This is a genomic window from Streptomyces sp. NPDC050534 (assembly GCF_044457745.1).
In the GTDB taxonomy this organism is placed as follows: Bacteria; Actinomycetota; Actinomycetes; order Streptomycetales; family Streptomycetaceae; genus Streptomyces.
Genome location: NZ_JBITHF010000010.1, coordinates 351,922 through 370,947, shown reverse-complemented (window position 1 = coordinate 370,947; position 19,026 = coordinate 351,922). Strand labels below are relative to the sequence as shown.

At 71.3% G+C, this 19,026-nt stretch carries 16 protein-coding genes; 7 read left to right on the top strand and 9 right to left on the bottom strand.

Annotation, left to right across the window (positions count from 1 at the left end):
* Positions 1–97: 97 nt before the first annotated feature.
* Both ACIBN2_RS31760 and ACIBN2_RS31755 read left to right on the top strand, forming a co-directional pair.
* Positions 98–688, top strand: coding sequence for an ArsR/SmtB family transcription factor (locus tag ACIBN2_RS31760; protein WP_399139512.1), 591 nt, complete (start codon positions 98–100; stop codon positions 686–688).
* Positions 669–2,723 (top strand): thioredoxin domain-containing protein, encoded by a 2,055-nt coding sequence (locus ACIBN2_RS31755; protein WP_399139510.1) that lies wholly within the window; start codon positions 669–671, stop codon positions 2,721–2,723. Before ACIBN2_RS31760 ends, ACIBN2_RS31755 begins: the two co-directional genes overlap by 20 nt.
* 33 nt (positions 2,724–2,756) lie before the next feature.
* Here the strand turns inward: ACIBN2_RS31755 and ACIBN2_RS31750 are convergent, their stop codons facing one another.
* From ACIBN2_RS31750 to ACIBN2_RS31735, 4 genes are all read right to left on the bottom strand, one after another.
* Entirely contained in the window at positions 2,757–3,482 is a 726-nt protein-coding gene (locus tag ACIBN2_RS31750) for a Mut7-C RNAse domain-containing protein (RefSeq protein WP_399139508.1), read from the bottom strand.
* 33 nt (positions 3,483–3,515) lie between these two features.
* Entirely contained in the window at positions 3,516–4,157 is a 642-nt protein-coding gene (locus ACIBN2_RS31745; protein ID WP_399139507.1) for a TetR/AcrR family transcriptional regulator, read from the bottom strand.
* Entirely contained in the window at positions 4,154–5,719 is a 1,566-nt protein-coding gene (locus ACIBN2_RS31740) for an MFS transporter (RefSeq protein ID WP_399139505.1), read from the bottom strand. Before ACIBN2_RS31740 ends, ACIBN2_RS31745 begins: the two co-directional genes overlap by 4 nt.
* A 126-nt stretch (positions 5,720–5,845) precedes the next feature.
* Positions 5,846–6,592 (bottom strand): hemolysin III family protein, encoded by a 747-nt coding sequence (locus ACIBN2_RS31735; protein WP_399139503.1) that lies wholly within the window; start codon positions 6,590–6,592, stop codon positions 5,846–5,848.
* A gap of 341 nt (positions 6,593–6,933) precedes the next feature.
* Between ACIBN2_RS31735 and ACIBN2_RS31730 the strand changes: the two genes are divergently transcribed.
* Positions 6,934–8,757: a phosphoenolpyruvate carboxykinase (GTP) gene (locus ACIBN2_RS31730; RefSeq protein ID WP_399139501.1), complete on the top strand. Its 1,824-nt coding sequence runs from the start codon at positions 6,934–6,936 to the stop codon at positions 8,755–8,757.
* A gap of 184 nt (positions 8,758–8,941) precedes the next feature.
* On the opposite strand, the gene ACIBN2_RS31725 is transcribed toward ACIBN2_RS31730, so the two are convergent.
* From ACIBN2_RS31725 to ACIBN2_RS31715, 3 genes are all read right to left on the bottom strand, one after another.
* Entirely contained in the window at positions 8,942–10,150 is a 1,209-nt protein-coding gene (locus tag ACIBN2_RS31725) for a polysaccharide pyruvyl transferase family protein (RefSeq protein WP_399139500.1), read from the bottom strand.
* A 193-nt stretch (positions 10,151–10,343) separates the two neighbouring features.
* The gene (locus ACIBN2_RS31720) at positions 10,344–10,763 is read right to left on the bottom strand and encodes a hypothetical protein (RefSeq protein ID WP_399139498.1); all 420 of its coding nucleotides are present in this window, start codon (positions 10,761–10,763) and stop codon (positions 10,344–10,346) included.
* 72 nt (positions 10,764–10,835) lie between these two features.
* A complete protein-coding gene (locus tag ACIBN2_RS31715; RefSeq protein WP_399139496.1) occupies positions 10,836–12,047 on the bottom strand; it encodes a pyridoxal phosphate-dependent aminotransferase in 1,212 nt (403 codons plus the stop codon).
* A 125-nt stretch (positions 12,048–12,172) separates the two neighbouring features.
* On the opposite strand from ACIBN2_RS31715, the gene ACIBN2_RS31710 reads away from it, so the two are divergent.
* Together ACIBN2_RS31710 and ACIBN2_RS31705 are read left to right on the top strand one after the other, a co-directional pair.
* Positions 12,173–12,850, top strand: coding sequence for a hypothetical protein (locus tag ACIBN2_RS31710; RefSeq protein ID WP_399139494.1), 678 nt, complete (start codon positions 12,173–12,175; stop codon positions 12,848–12,850).
* A 227-nt stretch (positions 12,851–13,077) separates the two neighbouring features.
* Positions 13,078–13,923 carry a trypsin-like serine peptidase gene (locus tag ACIBN2_RS31705; RefSeq protein WP_399139492.1) on the top strand — a complete coding sequence of 282 codons (846 nt, stop codon included), beginning with the start codon at positions 13,078–13,080 and terminating at the stop codon, positions 13,921–13,923.
* 25 nt (positions 13,924–13,948) lie between these two features.
* Here the strand turns inward: ACIBN2_RS31705 and ACIBN2_RS31700 are convergent, their stop codons facing one another.
* Both ACIBN2_RS31700 and ACIBN2_RS31695 read right to left on the bottom strand, forming a co-directional pair.
* The gene (locus tag ACIBN2_RS31700) at positions 13,949–15,559 is read right to left on the bottom strand and encodes an amidohydrolase family protein (protein WP_399139490.1); all 1,611 of its coding nucleotides are present in this window, start codon (positions 15,557–15,559) and stop codon (positions 13,949–13,951) included.
* Between the two features lie 48 nt (positions 15,560–15,607).
* Entirely contained in the window at positions 15,608–16,873 is a 1,266-nt protein-coding gene (locus ACIBN2_RS31695; protein WP_399139489.1) for an amino acid deaminase, read from the bottom strand.
* A gap of 146 nt (positions 16,874–17,019) precedes the next feature.
* Here ACIBN2_RS31695 and ACIBN2_RS31690 point away from each other — a divergent pair, with 146 nt between their 5' ends.
* The gene (locus ACIBN2_RS31690; protein ID WP_399139487.1) at positions 17,020–18,243 is read left to right on the top strand and encodes a sugar kinase; all 1,224 of its coding nucleotides are present in this window, start codon (positions 17,020–17,022) and stop codon (positions 18,241–18,243) included.
* Positions 18,240–19,001 carry an IclR family transcriptional regulator gene (locus tag ACIBN2_RS31685; RefSeq protein ID WP_399139485.1) on the top strand — a complete coding sequence of 254 codons (762 nt, stop codon included), beginning with the start codon at positions 18,240–18,242 and terminating at the stop codon, positions 18,999–19,001. The genes ACIBN2_RS31690 and ACIBN2_RS31685 overlap by 4 nt, the downstream gene beginning before the upstream one ends.
* The last annotated feature ends 25 nt before the right edge of the window (positions 19,002–19,026 follow it).

Here is a 19,026-nt window from a genome sequence, read left to right as displayed (position 1 = left end):
TTTCCGTTCCTCCACCGTAGATTGCAGAGAAAGTTCTGCAAAGAAAATTCGGCAGATATCAGGGACGTCTCAGGGTTCGCGGAGTTACCGTGACCGCATGACCGACGGTCCTCCGCATCTGACCAGCCTCGAACGCACCGCCCTCTACAAATCCCTCGGCAACCCCCTCCGCCGCCGGATCCTCGAATACCTGGGCCGGCACGGCGAGGCGAACTCCACCGTGCTGGCCAGGGAGCTCGGCGAGAGTTCCGGCACCACCAGCTACCACCTGCGCAAACTCGCCGAGCAGCGGCTCGTGGAGGAGATCCCGGAGAAGTCGGGCGGCCGGGAGCGCTGGTGGCGGGCGCTGCCGTTCAGCCACACCACGCCGGACCCGGCCGCCATGACGCCGGAGGAGTACGCGGCGGCCGAGCACCTCGCCCTGCTGAAGATCGACGTGGACACCGAGCTGTTCCGCCGCGCCCACCAGGAGTACCGCGGTCCGGAGGGCTGGGCGCAGGTGCAGCGGCACGGCACCTGGATGACCCGGGACGAACTCCTGTCGTTCATGCGGGAGTACCACGCCCTCCTCGACCGCCTCGGCCACTCCCGCGAGACGGCACCAGAAGGGGCGCGCCCGGTCAACATGCGTTTCTACGCGGTGCCCGAGCCCGTGGGAGAGTGGAACGGTGAACCGACTGGCCCATGAGACGTCCCCGTACCTCCTCCAGCACGCCGACAACCCCGTCGACTGGTGGCCCTGGTCGACCGAGGCCTTCGACGAGGCCCGCGAGGCGAACAAGCCCGTCCTGCTGAGCGTCGGATATTCGAGCTGCCACTGGTGTCACGTCATGGCTCACGAGTCCTTCGAGGACCGGGCCACCGCCGACTTCCTGAACGAACACTTCGTCAGCATCAAGGTCGACCGCGAGGAGCGACCCGACGTCGACGCCGTCTACATGGAGGCCGTCCAGGCGGCCACCGGCCACGGCGGCTGGCCCATGACCGTGTTCCTCACCCCGGACGCCGAACCCTTCTACTTCGGCACCTACTTCCCGCCCGCCCCCCGCCACGGCATGCCGTCCTTCCAGCAGGTGCTGGAGGGCGTGCGGTCCGCGTGGTCCGACCGGCGGGGCGAGGTGACCGAGGTCGCGGCGAAGATCGTCAAGGACCTCGCCGGCCGGGAGATCTCCTACGGCGACGCGCAGGTCCCGGGCGAGGAGGAGCTCGCGCAGGCGCTGCTCGGCCTCACCCGCGAGTACGACCCGCAGCGCGGCGGATTCGGCGGTGCGCCCAAGTTCCCGCCGTCCATGGTGATCGAGTTCCTGCTGCGCCACCACGCCAGGACCGGCGCCGAGGGCGCCCTGCAGATGGCTGCCGACACCTGCGAGCGCATGGCCCGCGGCGGCATCTACGACCAGCTCGGCGGCGGCTTCGCCCGCTACTCCGTCGACCGCGACTGGGTCGTGCCGCACTTCGAGAAGATGCTCTACGACAACGCCCTGCTCTGCCGCGTCTACGCCCACCTGTGGCGCTCCACCGCCCGCGACGGAGCCGCCGATGAGCTCAGCGAGCTCGCCCGCCGCGTCGCGCTGGAGACCGCCGACTTCATGGTCCGCGAACTCCGCACGAACGAGGGCGGGTTCGCGTCCGCGCTCGACGCCGACAGCGACGACGGGACGGGACGGCACGTCGAGGGCGCGTACTACGTGTGGACCCCGCAGCAGCTCACCGAGGTCCTCGGCGCCGAGGACGCCGAACTCGCCGCCCACTACTTCGAGGTCACCGAGGACGGCACCTTCGAGAACGGCTCCTCCGTGCTGCAACTCCCGCAGCACGAGGGCGTGTTCGACGCAGTGAAGATCGAGAGCATCAAGGACCGGCTGCTCCGGGCCCGCGGCGAGCGCCCCGCCCCCGGCCGCGACGACAAGGTGGTCGCCGCCTGGAACGGCCTCGCGATCGCCGCGCTCGCCGAGACCGGCGCCTACTTCGGCCGCCCCGACCTGATCGAGGCCGCGGTCGGCGCCGCCGATCTCCTCGTACGGCTGCATCTGGACGAGCAGGCCCGTCTCGCCCGCACCAGCAAGGACGGCCAGGGGGGCGCCAACGCGGGTGTCCTCGAGGACTACGCCGATGTCGCCGAGGGCTTCCTGGCGCTCGCGTCCGTCACCGGCGAGGGCGTCTGGCTGGAGTTCGCGGGTTTCCTGCTGGACCACGTCCTGGCCCGCTTCGTCGACCAGGAGAACGGCACCCTCTACGACACCGCCGCCGACGCCGAGAAGCTGATCCGCCGGCCGCAGGACCCCACCGACAACGCCACGCCGTCCGGCTGGTCCGCCGCCGCGGGCGCCCTGCTCGGCTATGCCGCGCACACGGGCTCGGAGCCCCATCGCGCGGCCGCCGAGAAGGCGTTGGGCGTCGTCAAGGCGCTCGGCCCGCGCGTGCCCCGCTTCGTGGGCTGGGGCCTCTCGGTCGCCGAGGCACTGCTCGACGGCCCGAAGGAGGTGGCGGTCGTCGGCCCGTCCCAGGACGACGAGGCGACGAAAACCCTGCACCGCACGGCACTTCTGGGCACGGCGCCCGGAGCTGTGGTCGCCGCGGGGGTCGCGGACGGCGACGAGTTCCCCCTGCTCGCCGGCCGCCCCCTGGTCGCCGGCGCGCCCGCCGCGTACGTCTGCCGCGACTTCACCTGCGACGCCCCGACCACCGACCCGGACCATCTGCGCGCCGCGTTGGGTCGCTGAACGGACAGGAGGGCAGGAGGAGTTGGCGCGGCGCTAGCCGGCGAACTCCTCCAGAGCCCGCTCCACGATGGCCTCCAGCTGTTCGTGGTGGGCGCCCTTCCAGTAGGCCCGACCGCAGTCCTGGCACTGCGCGAAGACGTCGTAGGAACGGTGTGTCCCGCCGTGCAACTGGTCCGCCACCTCCTCCTTGGTGGCCGCCTTCAGCAGGCCGTTGCAGGCGGTGCACCGGGTCCAGGGGCGCAGGTCGGGGCGGAAGCGGTCAAGGACGTCGCGGAGCTGGTCCTCGGGGCGGGTGCTGTAGACGTAGGCCCCGGCCCAGAGTTCGCGGCGGCGCAGCAGGCCCCGGTCGCGGCTGAGCATGACGCGCCGCTCGGCGGCCGAGCGGGCGGCGAGGGCCGGGTCGCCGATGTCCGTCGATTCGTACGCCGTGTCCACGCCGAGCAGGCGCAGCCGGCGGGCGAGGGTGCCGAGATGGACGTCGAGGAGGAAGCGCAGGGGGGCGCCCGGGACGTGCTGGGGCCGCTCGACGGGCCGGACCTCGACGACGTCGCCGGCCCGGGGGACGTACGACGTGGGTACCTCGGCGCCGTTCACCCGCAGTGGGCCGACCTCGGTCAGCGGGACGCCGGTCGACTCGACGACGTGGCCGAGGGTCGAGACGCCGTCGGTGGTGACGGGACTGGCGCCGCGGCGGCGCTCGCTCGCGACGAACAGGGCCAGGCCGGGGGCGAACTCGACGCTGATCTCGGGACCGTTCACCCGGTCAGGATGTCACGGGTGGGGGCGGCGGGCTCAGGGGTTTTCGGTGGGCAGGCCGCGCTCCAGGACGTCCAGGGCGCGGTCCACGAGGCCGTTCAGGTCGCCCTCGAAGCCGTTCTCCGCCCAGTACATGGAGGCCTCCATCAGGCCGCCGATGAACGACATCGCGTAGACGCGGACCTCGAGGCTGTCCGGGTCAAGGCCGTGGCGCTCGGCGACGGCGTCGCGCAGCATGCGTCCGGTCGACGACATGCTCTCGACCATCCGCGAGCGGACGGCGGGGACCTGGACCGCGAGATGCGCCCGCATGCGGGCCACCTCGGGGTCCTCCCGGTCGTTCGCCTCGATGGCCAGGTGCATCACGTGCCGCACCGACTCCATCCACGACTCGCCGGCCGGCCGGGCGCGCAACTCCTCGGCCATCAGCTGGTCGTACTCGTCCGTGAGGACGATGTCCTCCTTGGTCGGGAAGTAGCGGAAGACGGTCGACGGCGACACCTCGGCCCGCTCGGCGATCTGCTCGATCGTCGTGGCGTCGTACCCCTGCTCCTTGATCAGCGCGTACGTCGCCGCACGGATCGACTCGCGGGTCTTGATCTTCTTTCGTTCGCGCAGGCCCAGTGTGGGGCGGTCGGCGGGGGAGAGGGGGGAACGTGCGGCCGTCATGGGGTTCATTGTCGGGCATCCGCCGTCGGCGCCACCATGTCGGGTCCGGCGTCCTGTGCGGTCCGCGCGGGTGCCGTCCGCGGCAGGAACGCCGCCGCCAGCAGCGCCGAGACCAGGGCGGCGACGCCGCACACCAGCAGGACGACGCTCATGCCGTGGACGTACGCGCCGTTCGCGGAGGCGGCGAGGTGGGACGAGTGCACCCGGCCGGCGACCAGGTGCGCGGCGACCACGGAGTCGCCGGCGGTGTCGGCGGCCCGTGCGGGCAGTCCCGTGACGTCGAGCCGGTCGCGGAAGATCCCGGCGAGCAGGCTGCCCAGCAGGGCGATGCCGATCGCGGCACCGACCTGGCGCAGCGTCATGAGCAGGCCCGAGCCGCTGCCGGCCCGGTCGCGGGGCAGGGTGCCGAGGGCGCCGTCCATCGCGGGCACCACGGAGAAGCCGAAGCCGACGCCGGTGATCGACAGCCACAGCGCGACGAAGCCGTAGCCGGAGTCGGCCGTCGTACGGCTGCCGAGCAGCGCGGCGAAGGCCAGCACCACCAGCCCGGCGCTCACCACGGCACGCGCCCCGAACCGGGCGACCACCGGCTGCGCGCCCCGTGCGGCGACCATGAGGCCGCCCATCATCGGCAGCAGCCGCAGACCGGTGCCGAGGGCGTCATGGCCGAGGACGGCCTGCAGGTACGGGGGCAGCACGAACATCAGGCCCGACAGCACGAACATCACCAGGGTCGCGGCGAGCGTGTTGAACAGGAAGCCGCGCTGTCCCAGCAGCGTCATGTCGAGCATGGGGCGCGCCACCCGCCGCTCGCGCAGCACCAGCGTGGTGAGCAGCAGCGCGGCCGCGGCGAACACCGCCAGCACCTGGCCGTCGCCCCAGCCGCGGTCGGGTGCCTCGATGATCGCGTAGATGAGGGCGCCGAGGCCGGTCGCGGTGAGCGCGGTGGACAGGGCGTCGACCTTGGGGGAGGCGGGGTCGCTGGTCTCGGGGAGCAGGAAGACGCAGGCGGCGATGCCGATGGCGGCCATCGGGACGTTGACCAGGAAGACCGAGCCCCACCAGAAGTGGTTCAGCAGCCAGCCGCCGATGATCGGGCCGAGCGGCAGGCCGAGCGCGGAGGCGGCGGAGATGACGCCGACGGCCTTGGTGCGCTCGTCGGCGCCGAACAGCGAGGGCAGCACGGACAGGGCGAGCGGGGTGACCAGGGCGCCGCCGATGCCCATGAACGCACGGGCCGCGACGACCCAGTTCACGTCCCCGGCCAGGGCGCCGACGAGTGAGCCGGCCAGGAAGAGCCCGAGCCCGGCGATCAGCATCCGCCGGCGCCCGAAGCGGTCGCCGAGCAGGCCGGCCGGGAGCATCAGCGCGGCGAAGACGACGACGTAGGCGTCCGCCATCCACTGCTGCCCGCCGGTCGTGGCGCCGAGTTCGGCGGCCATGGTCGGCAGCGCCACGTTGAGGATCGTCATGTCGAAGCCGAGCGTGAGCATGCTCGCGACCAGGGCGCCGAGGGCCCACCAGCGGCGGGGGTCCCGCCGGGTCTCGTCCGAGTGCGTGACAGTAGCCATGAAATGAGAGTAGCTCTCAAAATATAGTTGCTGTCAATCGGTTTCGGCATGCAGAATAGGCATGCAAAATCGGCATGAAAAAGGGCCACGGCTCTCCAGCCGTGGCCCCGGGGTACCGCGCGGGGGCTATCCGTGCTGGTACGCCACCAGCGAGATCCCCACGTAGTGGACGACGAATGCGGCGAGCGTGAGCGAGTGGAAGACCTCGTGGAAGCCGAACCAGCGCGGGGAGGGGTTCGGCCGCTTGAGGCCGTAGATCACGCCGCCCGCGCTGTAGAGGAGGCCGCCGACGATCACCAGGACCAGCACCGCGATGCCGCCGGCGCGCATGAAGTCGGGCAGGAAGAAGACGGCCGCCCAGCCCATGGCGATGTAGCAGGGGGTGTAGAGCCAGCGCGGGGCGCCGACCCAGAAGACGCGGAAGACGATCCCCGCGAGCGCCGCACCCCAGATCCCCCACAGCAGCCACTGACCCTTCGCCCCCGGCAGGAGCAGCATGGTCAGGGGGGTGTAGGTGCCCGCGATGATCAGGAAGATGTTGGCGTGATCGAGGCGGCGCAGAATGCCGTCCATGCGCGGGCTCCAGTTGCCCCGGTGGTAGAGCGCGCTCACGCCGAACAGCAGGCAGGCCGTCAGGGCGAAGATGCCGCAGGCGATGCGTCCCCGGGGTGACTCCGCGAGGGCGGTGAGCACCAGGCCCGAGACGAGGGCGGCCGGGAACATAGCGAGGTGCAGCCAGCCGCGCAGCTTGGGTTTGATCGGCTCGGCGAACTGCTGGGCGTGCTGCTTGATCTGGTGCGGCAGTGAGGGCCCGTCGGAAGCGCGGCCGGCGGCCGGCGAGTCCGAGGGCACGTCGGGGACAGGCGCTGTCATGCCCGGCATCGTACCTACGGAACCGTAAGTTGCAGATGAGTGCGGCCCCAGAACCGGTCAAGAGTGGCCATCGTCTCACGGGAGTTGACCATCCCGCACCGCGCAAAGAAACAGTCACTTGAACCCTAGGTGCACGCAAATAAACGCGCCGTGCACGAATGGCACGTGACGATCCCCACTCCGCTCACCTGTGAGGCCCTCTGGACATATGGGCACTCGCGTCGGATGATCAAATGAGTGCGGTCGGCACCGGATGAGCGCTGAAGATCCAGACAGAAGCATCCGGGTCGCAGCCCCCACGGGGCCTCCCAAATCAACAAATCCCTCATTTAGGAGCAATCGTGGCGCGCGACAACGCGGCTCCCACCGTCGTTCCCACCAACCACAAGGAACTGATCTCGTGGGTCAACGAGATCGCAGAACTGACCCAGCCGGACAACGTGGTCTGGTGTGACGGATCCGAGGCCGAGTACGAGCGTCTGTGCGAAGAGCTCGTCGCGAAGGGCACCTTCAAGAAGCTCGACCCGATCAAGCGCCCCAACTCGTACTACGCGGCCTCCGACCCGTCCGACGTCGCGCGCGTCGAGGACCGGACCTTCATCTGCTCCGAGAAGGAGGAGGACGCGGGCCCGACCAACCACTGGAAGGCCCCGGCGGAGATGCGGGAGATCTTCCAGGGCGAGAAGGGCGTCTTCCGCGGCTCGATGAAGGGCCGGACGATGTACGTCGTCCCGTTCTGCATGGGTCCGCTGGGCTCCGACCTCTCCGCGATCGGCGTCGAGATCACCGACTCCGCCTACGTCGCGGTGTCCATGCGCACGATGACGCGCATGGGGCAGCCGGTCCTCGAGGAGCTCGGCTCCGACGGCTTCTTCGTCAAGGCCGTCCACACCCTCGGCGCTCCGCTGGCCGAGGGCGAGCAGGACGTCCCGTGGCCGTGCAACTCCACCAAGTACATCTCGCACTTCCCCGAGGACCGCGAGATCTGGTCCTACGGCTCCGGCTACGGCGGCAACGCCCTGCTCGGCAAGAAGTGCTACGCCCTGCGCATCGCCTCCGTCATGGCCCGTGACGAGGGCTGGCTCGCCGAGCACATGCTGATCCTCAAGCTGACCCCGCCGCAGGGCGGTTCGAAGTACGTGGCCGCGGCCTTCCCGTCCGCGTGCGGCAAGACCAACCTCGCCATGCTGGAGCCCACGATCTCCGGCTGGACCGTCGAGACGATCGGCGACGACATCGCCTGGATGCGCTTCGGCGAGGACGGCCGCCTCTACGCCATCAACCCCGAGGCCGGCTTCTTCGGCGTCGCTCCCGGCACCGGTGAGCACACCAACGCCAACGCGATGAAGACGCTGTGGGGCAACTCGGTCTTCACCAACGTCGCGCTCACCGACGACAACGACGTGTGGTGGGAGGGCATGACGGAGGAGACTCCGGCCCACCTGACGGACTGGAAGGGCAACGACTGGACGCCGGCCTCCGAGACCCCGGCCGCGCACCCCAACGCCCGCTTCACCACCCCCGCCGCGCAGTGCCCGATCATCGCGCCCGAGTGGGAGGACCCGAAGGGCGTGCCGATCTCGGCGATCCTCTTCGGCGGCCGCCGCGCCACCGCGGTCCCGCTGGTGACGGAGTCCTTCGACTGGAACCACGGTGTCTTCCTCGGAGCCAACGTCGCGTCGGAGAAGACCGCCGCCGCCGAGGGCAAGGTCGGCGAGCTGCGCCGCGACCCCTTCGCCATGCTGCCGTTCTGCGGCTACAACATGGGCGACTACATGGGTCACTGGGTCGACGTCGCCAAGGGCAAGGACCAGTCGAAACTCCCGAAGATCTACTACGTCAACTGGTTCCGCAAGGACGACGAGGGCAAGTTCGTCTGGCCCGGCTTCGGCGAGAACAGCCGTGTCCTGAAGTGGATCGTCGACCGCCTCGACGGCAAGGCCGAGGGCGTCGAGAGCCCGATCGGCATCCTGCCGACGAGGGAGGCCCTCGACACCAACGGTCTCGAACTGTCCGACTCCGACCTGGACTTCCTGCTCACGGTCGACAAGGAGGTCTGGCGCGAGGAGGCCGCCCTGGTCCCCGAGCACCTCAACACCTTCGGCGACCACACCCCGAAGGAGCTGTGGGACCAGTACCGCGCGCTGGTGGAGCGCCTGGGCTGAGACCCGCTCCTCGCACAAAGCTCCGCGGCCGGCACGGATGTGCCCTGACCAGTGATCGTCACGGCCGGCCGCGGTGACAGCCGGCGAGGCTCCGTACAACGGCGTACGGAGCTGTGGGCCCGTTGTCGCGTTCCCGTCCGCCCCGACGGGTAGGCGACGGCGGGCCCTCGCCCGTTCCTGTGCCCTAACGGCTGCCGAGGAGTGCGGAGAGCGTGCCGGTGAAGGCGGACGCCGAGTGGTCGGCGTGTGCGCGCAGCCGCGTGGCGACGGCCTCGGCGCCACCACCCTCCACGAGCCGGAGGATCCGGTCGGCCCGGCGCTCCTGGCCCTCGGGGGTGTCGGGCAGCGTGGACAGGTAGAAGTCCTCCGCGTCGTAGGCGAGATGGAACACGTGCTTCTTCACCTCGCTCAGCGTCCAGTAGTCGTCGTGGGTCCGCGGCACCGGCTCGGGAGCGCCCACGCACACCACCGGGGTGCCGGCGCCCCACGCGTTGACGCACAGGTGGTAGGTGTCGGTGATGACCAGCCGGTAGCGCGGGAGGACCCGCAGCAGGTCGCCGACGGTGTGGCCGCCCGGGCGGGGCGCGAGGTGCGCGACCTGGGGCGGGACGTCCCGGTCGAACCAAGGCAGCCATTCGAGCGGGGCGCCGAAGCGTTCGGAGAGGCCCTCGCAGAAGGCGGGCAGCCAGTCGGGGATCTTCGTACGGGCGCCGAGGAACACCCCGATCGCGCCGCCGTCCGGGACCTGTTCGGACCACCGCGTCGCCGGGAGGTGGTCCAGGTCGCCCGGGCGGGAGAGCAGTGCCGCGTCCGAGGCGAAGTACTCGTTCGTACGGTCGCCGCGCAGGAGCGCGATCTTGGCCGCCGACAGCGGATCGCGCATCCAGACGCGGTGGCTGCGGGTCATCAGGCGGGAGAAGAGCGGGCCGAACTCCTTGTCCTCGTAGTCGGACTGGGAGTTGTGCAGGATCGTGCCCCCGTAGCTGAGGGTCCGGCCGAGGACCTCGTCCGGCTGGTCCGCCAGCAGCAGGGTCCGGTTCAGCAGGGCGCGGGCGGCGTCGCGGTCCTCGGCGATGCCGAAGTCCAGCAGGCGGTTCGTGGCGTCCTGCGCCATGTAGTGCCGTGTGTGCAGGAAGTCGCCCCAGAAGACGACCGCGTCGTGGTCGCGGAGTTCGCCGAGGTGCTCGGGCAGGGAGCGGAAGCGGAACGGGAAGTCCGTGCCCTCGGCGGACGCGCGCAGCGGCACGGTCTCCGGCACGTGCAGCGTGTACCAGGTCGGGTCGATCCCGGGGCCCATGCGCCGCAGCAGGGACTCGAGGGCCAGGTCGACGGTCAGCATGCCGGTGTTGCGGTACCCGATGTTGGGCGCCGTGATGACGGCGACGCGTGTCATGTCTTCGTTTCCCCCAGCCGTGGCCGGCGCCACGCGGCGTGACGCGGATCTCCGGCCAACGTACACATCGCCGCCGGTCGGGGGGCGGCCCGCCCCCGCGCGAGCGGGCGGAACGAGCCGGTTCATGGCGCCCGGTCCGCGCGTCTCTGCGGGTGCACGCGGACCGGGGCCGTTTCGGGGAGCCTCGTGGGGCTCAGTGCGACGCGAGTTCGTGGGGCTCCAGGGCCGCCGCGTGCACGTCCATCTGCTCGGCGGCGAGGATCGCCGCGGCGGTGTCGGCGCGGGAGGCCGCGACGACGAGTGCGCGCCCCGCCAGGGCGTGCGCCCGGCGGTGCAGGGTGGCGGGTTCGGCCTCGGCGACCTGGCCGGTGACCGCACGGACCGGCGGGTGGCCTCCCCGCAGCCGGGCCACCTGGGCGGTGAGCCGCTCGGCCGCGCCGTCCAGGTCCGCGGACGGGGCGGCGCCGCGCAGTTCGTCCGTGACGGCGAGCAGCGCCGCGAGATGACCCGCGAGCTGGATGTCCAGCTCTTCCTCACGGGACCGGTGGGGGAAGTCGGAGGTGGTGCCGGCCATCGTGCTGTGGACCGACTTGGTGCGGATCGGTTCGTACATGGATGGCCTCCTGTGCTGCCAGGAAACCATCTTAGCTTAGATTCCGTCTAATGTTGAGCGAAGCGAAAAGATCTACGGCTGGCCGTAGCCGTCCAGGAAGGTCCCGATCCGGGTGATCGCATCGCGCAGATCCCCGACCGTCGGCAGGGTCACGACCCGGAAGTGGTCGGGCTCGCTCCAGTTGAACCCGGTGCCCTGCACGACCATGATCTTCTCGCGGCGCAGCAGGTCCAGGACCATCTGCCGGTCGTCCCTGATCTTGAAGACCTTGGGGTCGAGGCGCGGGAAGAGGTACAGCGCGCCCTTCGGCTTCACGCAGCTCACCCCCGGGATCTGGGTGAGCAGCTCGTAGGCGACGTCCCGCTGCTCCTTCAGGCGCCCGCCCGGCAGCACCAGGTCGTTGATCGTCTGGCGCCCGCTCAGTGCGGCGACCACGCCGTGCTGTCCCGGCATGTTGGCGCACAGGCGCATGTTGGCGAGGATCGTCAGGCCCTCGATGTAGGAGTCCGCGTGCGCGCGCGGCCCGGAGATCGCCATCCAGCCGACCCGGTAGCCCGCCACCCGGTACGCCTTCGACATGCCGTTGAAGGTGAGGGTCAGCAGGTCCGGGGCGACCTTCGCGGTCGGGGTGTGCGTGGCGCCGTCGTAGAGGATCTTGTCGTAGATCTCGTCCGAGCAGACCAGCAGGTTGTGGCGGCGGGCGATGTCGGTGAGCCCCTTGAGCATCGCCTCGTCGTAGACGGCGCCCGTCGGGTTGTTGGGGTTGATGACGACGATGGCCTTGGTGCGGTCGGTGACCTTGCGCTCGACGTCCGCGAGGTCGGGCATCCAGTCGGACTGCTCGTCGCAGCGGTAGTGCACGGCCGTGCCGCCGGAGAGCGAGACGGCGGCGGTCCACAGCGGGTAGTCCGGCGACGGTACGAGGACCTCGTCGCCGTCGTCGAGCAGGCCCTGCATGGCCATCACGATCAGCTCGGAGACGCCGTTGCCGACGAAGACGTGCTCGACGTCCGTCTCGATGCCGAGGGTCTGGTTGTGCATGACGACCGCCCGGCGTGCGGCCAGCAGGCCCTTCGCGTCGCCGTAGCCGTGCGCCGACGAGACGTTGCGGAGGATGTCCTCCAGGATCTCGGGCGGGCACTCGAAGCCGAACGCCGCCGGATTGCCGGTGTTCAGCTTGAGAATGCGGTGACCGGCCGCCTCCAGCCGCATCGCCTCCTCGAGCACCGGGCCCCGGATCTCGTAACAGACGTTGGCGAGCTTGGTCGACTGGATCACCTGCATGTCTGGGAGCTTACGGCCCGGTTGCGCATCCTGGTCCGTGTTTTCCACCACGTGAGACGCGGCGTTTGTGCTGTTATCGCCGGTAGCTGTCACAGGAAACCCCTGCGTCTCTACAATTCCCTCCCATGTCAGGAGCGGACGAGCGCGAGAAGGGGACGTACGGGGCGCGGGCCGCGTACCTCCCGGAGAGTGACCCCCAGGGTCCGCCGAACGTGTTCCATCCGCAGCCCGAACCGCCCCCCGGGTACGACGGCTACGCGGACCCGGCGGCGGCGCACGGCTGGGAGGACAACGCGTTCGACGAGACGGCCCAGCTGCCCCGGATGCCGGACGAGGCGCCGTGGGACGACCCGTCTCCGGCCGGCCGGGGCCGGCATTCCCGGCACGGACGCGACGCCCGACGCTCGTCGCGGGCAGCGTTCCTCGCCGCGGCGGTGGGGGCGGTGGCCCTGGTGGCCGTGATCGCCGGGTTCGCCTTCTCGGGGTCGTCGTCAGGCGGGTCCGACGACAAGCGCACGGGGCCGACGGCCCCGGACTCCGCGGCCACGGGCGCGAAGTCGTCCGGCGGGGCGTCCGCGAGCGCCGGCGCGTCCCCGGGCGTCGGTGGGCCGTCCGGGGCGGCGTCGGTGAGCGCGTCGACGACCGACTCGGTGACGGGCGGGAGCAGCACGCCCTCGCCGCGTACGTCGTCCTCCACGAGCACCGCGCCGACGCCGAGCCCCAGCGCGACGAGCAGTACCCCGGGCCGGGGCAACTCCGGCGTCGGTCCCGGTCGCGGGCACGGCGGCGGCAAGAAGGCCTGACGCCTCGGCGGCAAGAAGCCCTGACGCCTCCGGAACCCGCCCGGTCCCCAACCCGTCTTTCCCGGTGCGCAGTTCGGCCCGTTCGGCGCGGCCCCTTTTTCCCGCGCCCCCCGCGGGTCCGAAACGACTCCTTGCCCCGCCATGCCCTTCCCCTCACAATGCACATGTCAAATCTATGGGCGGCCGGAAGATCTCCGGTCGCCCAAGTCGCAGGAGAGGACCCCCACATGAAGAAGCCTCTCGGCGCCGCGCTCTTCGCCCTGGTGATAGCCGGGGCGGGCGCGGCACCAGCGGTCGCGGCCCCGGTGCCCACCGAAGGCGCCGCCGCGCCCGCCGTCAGGGCCGTCAACTTCGCCGGCACCGTCTCGCTCAGCAACTGCTCGGGCTCCGTCGTCCGCTTCCCCAACTCCGCGGACAGCGACCCGGCGCTCGTCATGACCAACGGCCACTGCCTGGAGACCGGGTTCCCGGAGCCAGGCGAGGTCATCACCGGCCAGTCCTCCAGCCGCAGCTTCGGGCTGCTGAACTCCTCCGGCAGCAGGGTCGCCACGCTCCGGGCCAACCAGGTCGTCTACTCGACCATGACCGACACTGACGTCACGATCTACCGCCTGACCACCACCTACGCGGCGATCAAGAGCTCGTACGGCATCAGCCCGCTCACCGTGCAGAACACGCATCCGACCGCCGGCACCGCCATCACGGTCGTCTCCGGCTACTGGAAGCGGACGTACGCCTGCAACGTGGACGGCTTCGTCTACCGCCTCAAGGAGGGCGACTGGACCTGGAAGGACTCGGTCCGCTACACCTCCGCCTGCCAGACCATCGGCGGCACCTCGGGCTCGCCCGTGATCGACAACGCCACCGGCAAGGTCGTCGCCGTCAACAACACCGGCAACGAGGACGGCGAGCGCTGCACCGAGAACAACCCCTGTGAGGTCGACGAGAACGGCAACGTGACCGTCCGCAAGGGCATCAACTACGCCGAGGAGACCTACCAGATCCCCGCCTGCTTCGGCACCGGCAACAAGCTCGACCTGAGCGCCTCCGGCTGCGTCCTGCCCAAGCCGTAGCCACGCGGAGCCGAAGGGCGGGCCGTCACACGGGACTGCGACGGACCGCCCGCCCCGCCAGCACGTCCGTACGCCGCCCGTCCTCGATCACGAACTGCCCGTCGACGAGGACGTGGGGGATGCCCGTCGGCAGCGCCCGCGGATTCTCGTACGTCGACCCGGCCGCCACCGTCCGCGGGTCGAACAGGACCAGGTCGGCCCGGTGACCCTCGCGGACCAGGCCCCGGTCCGGCAGCCGCAGCCGGGCGGCGGGCCGGGACGTGAGGTGCGCGACGCACTCCTCCAGCGACAGCACGCCCAACTCCCGTACGTAGTGCCCGAGATACTGCGGGAAGGTGCCGTACGCGCGCGGGTGCGGCTTCGCGCCCTGGAGGATGCCGTCCGAGCCGCCGGTGTGGACGCGGTGGCGCATGATCGCCCGCACGTTCTCCTCGTGGCCCACATGCTGCAGGATCGTCGGGCCCAGCCGGTCCTGGACCAGCAGGCGGTGGGCCGTGGCCCAGGGGGACTCGCCGCGCAGGTCCGCCGACTCCTGGACGGTCCGGCCGACGAAGTCGCCGAGCCCCGGATCGCTCACGCCCGAGATCTCGATCGTGTCCCACTCGATGGGCACGCCGTGGCAGCCGTCCGAGCCGACGACCTCCAGGTCGTGCCGGATGCGTGCCGCCGTCTCCTCGTCCGCGAGCCGCTTCAGGATCGCCTCCGGGCCGCCCTCGCTCGCCCAGCTCGGCAGCATCGCCGCGAGCGTCGTGCAGCCCGGCGTGTAGGGGTAGGTGTCGAGGGTGATGTCGGCCCCGGCCGTCAGCGCCTCGTCCAGCAGGGCCAGCAGCTCCGGCGCCCGGCCCTTGTTCACGCCGAAGTTCATGGTGGCGTGCGCCAGATGGAGCGGGCAGCCCGCCTCCCGGCTCAGCTCGACCATCTCCTGGTACGCCTCAAGTGCCCCGGCGCCGTAGGAGCGGTGGTGCGGGCAGTAGTAGCCGCCGTACGACGCCACCACCCGGCACAGCTCCGTCAGTTCGGCGTCCTTGGCGTACATGCCGGGCGTGTACGTCAGTCCGGACGACATGCCGATCGCGCCCTGCTCCAGGCCCTCGGCGACCAACTGCCGCATACGGTCGAGTTCCTGGGGTGTCGCGTCGCGGTCGTCCCAGCCGACGGCGAGCATGCGGACCGTGCCCTGGGGGATCAGGTACGCGGCGTTGACGGCGATCCCGCGGTCCAGCCGGTCCAGGTACTCGCCCACCGAGCGCCAGTCGAAGTCGATGTCGTCGCCGTAGCCGTTCCAGCCCGTGATCGCGCGGCGCACCTCGGCGAGCGTGCGGTCGTCGACGGGTGCGTACGACAGACCGTCCTGGCCCAGCACCTCCAGGGTGACGCCCTGCGCGGCCTTGGCGCTGTGGTCCGGGTCGCGCAGCACGGCGAGGTCGCTGTGGGCGTGCATGTCGATGAAGCCGGGGCAGAGGACCAGCCCCTCCGCGTCCAGCTCCCGCATGGCCTTCGGGCGCTGGCAGCCCGCCGCCGCGGCCTCCTTGACGATGGACACGATCCGGCCGCGGTCGACCACCACGTCCGCGCGGTAGGACGGCGCACCGCTGCCGTCCACCACGTCCGCATCCCGGATGACGAGCTGCTCCACGACTCCTCCTGATCCTGATCCTGATCCGGTCCTGCCCCGGTGCTGCTCCTAGAAGAACGTGCGGATGTAGTCGACGACCGTGCCGTCCGCCTCGACCAGCGGGATCAGCTGCCACTTGTCGAACGACGTGCACGGATGCGACAGACCCATCCCCACCCAGTCTCCGACCTCCAGGTCCGCCCCGTCACCGGTCCGCAGCCAGGCGTGCTGGTCGGACAGGCCGGTCACCGTGATGCCGGCCGCCGGGCGCTCGGCGCCGTCCGCGTGCACGACCTGGGCGAAGGGGAGGTCCAGGTCGTAGGCGGCGTCCCGCTTGCCCGCGTTGGCGAAGGCCTGCCCGGGCGAGGGCCGCGAGACCACCTGCGCCCACAGCCGGAACGCGGGCTCCAGGGCGCCTTCCTCGGGGACCCGGTTGAAGGGCGTCACCTCGCGGTAGTGCCCGTCGTCGTGCGAGACGTACGCACCCGAGCGCAGCAACTTCAGCACGGGGGCGGAGAGTTCGGGGATCTCGGCGAACACGTCGGCCACCGCGTCGAACCAGGCGCTGCCGCCCGCGCTGACGACGATCTCGTCCAGCCCCGCGAACCGTCCCGCCTTGTCGAAGTCGGCGGCGAGCGCGGTCAGCCGCCGCAGCCACGCGTGCACCCGCTCCGGGTCGGCCTGCGGGACCTCGCCCTCGTAGCCCGCCACGCCCACCAGCCGCAGCGTGCGGGTGCCGGCCACCGCGTCCGCGACGGCAGCGCACTGCGCCTCCGTGCGGACGCCGGTACGGGCGCCCTCGCCGGCGCCCAGCTCCACGACGACGTCCAGCGGGCGCGAGGCGCCCTGCAGCGCCGCGTCCATCAGTTCCACGCCGCGCACGGAGTCGACGTAGCAGACGAAGCGGAAACCGGGGTCCGCGTCGAGCTCGGCGGAGATCCACCTCAGGGCCGCGGCGTCGACGAGCTCGTTGGCGAGGAAGACCCGCTCGACGCCGAACCGCCGTGCCACGCGCACCTGATGGGGGACGGCGAGGGTGATGCCCCAGGCGCCGCGCTCGATCTGCTGCCGGAACAGCTGCGGCGCCATCGAGGTCTTGCCGTGCGGGGCGAAGGCGAGGCCGTGACGGGTCGCGTACGTCTCCATGAGCGCCAGGTTGTGCTCCAGGCGCTCCGCCGACAGGGCGAGGACCGGGGTCGCGAAGCCGCCGGTGAAGAGGTTGCGGCGCTGGGCGGCCAGCTCGCCCACGGTCAGCCCCTCCGCGTCCGGCGGGAGGCCCTTGAAGCGGTGGTCGACGCGTTCCTCGGCGAGGCGGGCGAGGGCTTCGGTGCCCATGGGACCTCCCTGATCAGGTGTATTGCACAAATTGCAACGGTCATTGCATATACCGCTTACCGCTGTCTAACATCTCGGCCAACGTGGGGTCAACGGAGCCGTCTCGCTGCACCCGCCCGCCATCACACCGAGGAGCCACGACGATCGTGACCGCGACCGGACCCTGCAACGCCCTCGACGCCGGCGATCCCGTCGACGTCGTCACGCTCGGCGAGTCCATGGTCACGTTCCTGCCCACCACGTCCGGGCGCCTCGCCGACGTTCCCTCCTTCGATCGCGGGATCGGCGGGGCCGAGTCCAACGTCGCCTGCACGCTGGCCGCCGCCGGGCACTCCGCGCGCTGGGTGAGCAGGGTCGGCGCCGACGGGTTCGGCGACCACCTGGTCGAGGCGATCGGGGCCCACGGCGTCGACGTCGGCGCCGTGCACCGCGATCCGGACCGCCCCACCGGCATCTACTTCCGCACGGCCGGCGACCGCTCGACGGACGCCCACGAGGTCGCGTACTACCGCGCCGGGTCCGCCGCGTCGGCGATGTCCGTCGAGAACACGGATCTGCAGGCGGTGCGGGCGGGGCGGGTGCTGCACCTGTCCGGGATCACGGCGGCGTTGTCCTCCGACTGCCTGGGCCTGATGCGCGAGCTGACCGCGCGCCGGCCCGGGCGGCCGCTGGTGTCCTTCGACGTGAACTACCGGCCGGCGCTGTGGGCCGACGCCGACGGATCGGGCGTGCTGCTGGACCTGGCGCGGGCGAGCGACCTCGTCTTCGTGGGGGAGGACGAGGCGGAGGACGCCTGGGGCATCACCGGCGGACCGGGGGCGATCCGGGACGCCTTGCCCGAGCCGGCGGTGCTGGTGGTGAAGCAGGGGGCGCGGGGCGCGACGGCGCTGACCGGTCCCCGGACGCCCGTGCCGCCCGCGACGGTTCCCGACCCGGATCACGGCGACGCCTCGCAGGCGCCGGGCCATGAGGCCGGACTCCGGGCCACGGCGCCCGGCGCGGTCCCCCCGCCGCCCGTGCCGCCCGCGCCGCCCGCGGCGGCCCCCGGCCCGGGCGCGGCACAGGAGACCGTCACCTTCGTCCCGGCCCTCGAGGTCGACGTCGTGGCAACGATCGGCGCCGGCGACGCCTTCGCCGCCGGTTTCCTCTCCGCCACCCTGCGCGGGCTCCCCGTGCGCGACCGGCTGCGGCACGGGCACCTCATGGCCGCCGCCGCCCTCACCGTCCCCGGAGACCTGGCCCCGCCCCCCGCCCGCGATCACGCGGACCGACTCGCCGACCTCGACGACGACGCGTGGGGGACACTTCGACTCGGCCCCGGCTGGACGAAGGCCGCCGACCGGGGCGACGAGGAGGTACGTACGTCATGAGCCAGACCGTCGACCGCGCGCTCAGCATCCTGCCGCTGCTCGCCGAGGGGCCCGCCGACCTCGGCCAGGTCGCCGACCGGCTGGGCGTGCACAAGTCCACGGCCCTGCGCCTGCTCCGGACGCTGCACGAGCACGGTCTCGTCTACCGCCAGTCCGACCAGCGCTACCGCCTCGGCGCGCGCCTCATCGCGCTCGCCCAGGAGGCCATGGAGAACCTCGACATCCGCGAGATCGCCCACCCCCACCTCATGCGCCTCAACGAGCAGTGCGGGCACACCGTCCATCTCGCGGTGTACGAGGAGTCCGAGGTCCTCTACATCGACAAGGTGGAGAGCCGCTACCCGGTCCGGATGTACTCGCGGATCGGCAAACCGGTGGCGATCACCGTCGCGGCGGTGGCGAAGCTGCTGCTCGCCGACCTGCCCGAGGGGGAGCGCCGAGTGCTCGCCGAGAAGCTCGACTACCCCATGTACACGGCCCGGTCCACCCCCAACGCGCCCGCGTTCCTGCGGGAGTTGGAGAAGGTGCGCGACCAGGGCTGGGCCACCGACCTCGGCGGCCACGAAGAGTCCATCAACTGCGTCGGCGCGCCCATCCGCGGCGCCGACGGCCGGGTCGTCGCCGCGATGTCGGTCTCCGCGCCGAACGTCGTCGTCACCGCCGACGAACTCCTCACCCTGCTCCCCCTGGTGCGCCGCACGGCGGACGCGATCAGCGGCGAGTACTCCGGCAGGACGCCTGTGAAGGACACCATATGAACCGCACGAAGTACATGAAGGGCAC

What these genes read in the sequence shown, in the direction of transcription:
- ACIBN2_RS31760 (WP_399139512.1), top strand. Translation starts at nt 98, where the DNA reads ATGACCGACGGTCCTCCGCATCTGACCAGCCTCGAACGCACCGCCCTC.
- ACIBN2_RS31740 (WP_399139505.1), bottom strand. Translation starts at nt 5,719, where the DNA reads ATGGCTACTGTCACGCACTCGGACGAGACCCGGCGGGACCCCCGCCGC.
- ACIBN2_RS31695 (WP_399139489.1), bottom strand. Translation starts at nt 16,873, where the DNA reads ATGGGCACCGAAGCCCTCGCCCGCCTCGCCGAGGAACGCGTCGACCAC.
- ACIBN2_RS31715 (WP_399139496.1), bottom strand. Translation starts at nt 12,047, where the DNA reads ATGCAGGTGATCCAGTCGACCAAGCTCGCCAACGTCTGTTACGAGATC.
- ACIBN2_RS31685 (WP_399139485.1), top strand. Translation starts at nt 18,240, where the DNA reads ATGAGCCAGACCGTCGACCGCGCGCTCAGCATCCTGCCGCTGCTCGCC.
- ACIBN2_RS31705 (WP_399139492.1), top strand. Translation starts at nt 13,078, where the DNA reads ATGAAGAAGCCTCTCGGCGCCGCGCTCTTCGCCCTGGTGATAGCCGGG.
- ACIBN2_RS31725 (WP_399139500.1), bottom strand. Translation starts at nt 10,150, where the DNA reads ATGACACGCGTCGCCGTCATCACGGCGCCCAACATCGGGTACCGCAAC.
- ACIBN2_RS31735 (WP_399139503.1), bottom strand. Translation starts at nt 6,592, where the DNA reads ATGACAGCGCCTGTCCCCGACGTGCCCTCGGACTCGCCGGCCGCCGGC.
- ACIBN2_RS31720 (WP_399139498.1), bottom strand. Translation starts at nt 10,763, where the DNA reads ATGTACGAACCGATCCGCACCAAGTCGGTCCACAGCACGATGGCCGGC.
- ACIBN2_RS31710 (WP_399139494.1), top strand. Translation starts at nt 12,173, where the DNA reads ATGTCAGGAGCGGACGAGCGCGAGAAGGGGACGTACGGGGCGCGGGCC.
- ACIBN2_RS31745 (WP_399139507.1), bottom strand. Translation starts at nt 4,157, where the DNA reads ATGAACCCCATGACGGCCGCACGTTCCCCCCTCTCCCCCGCCGACCGC.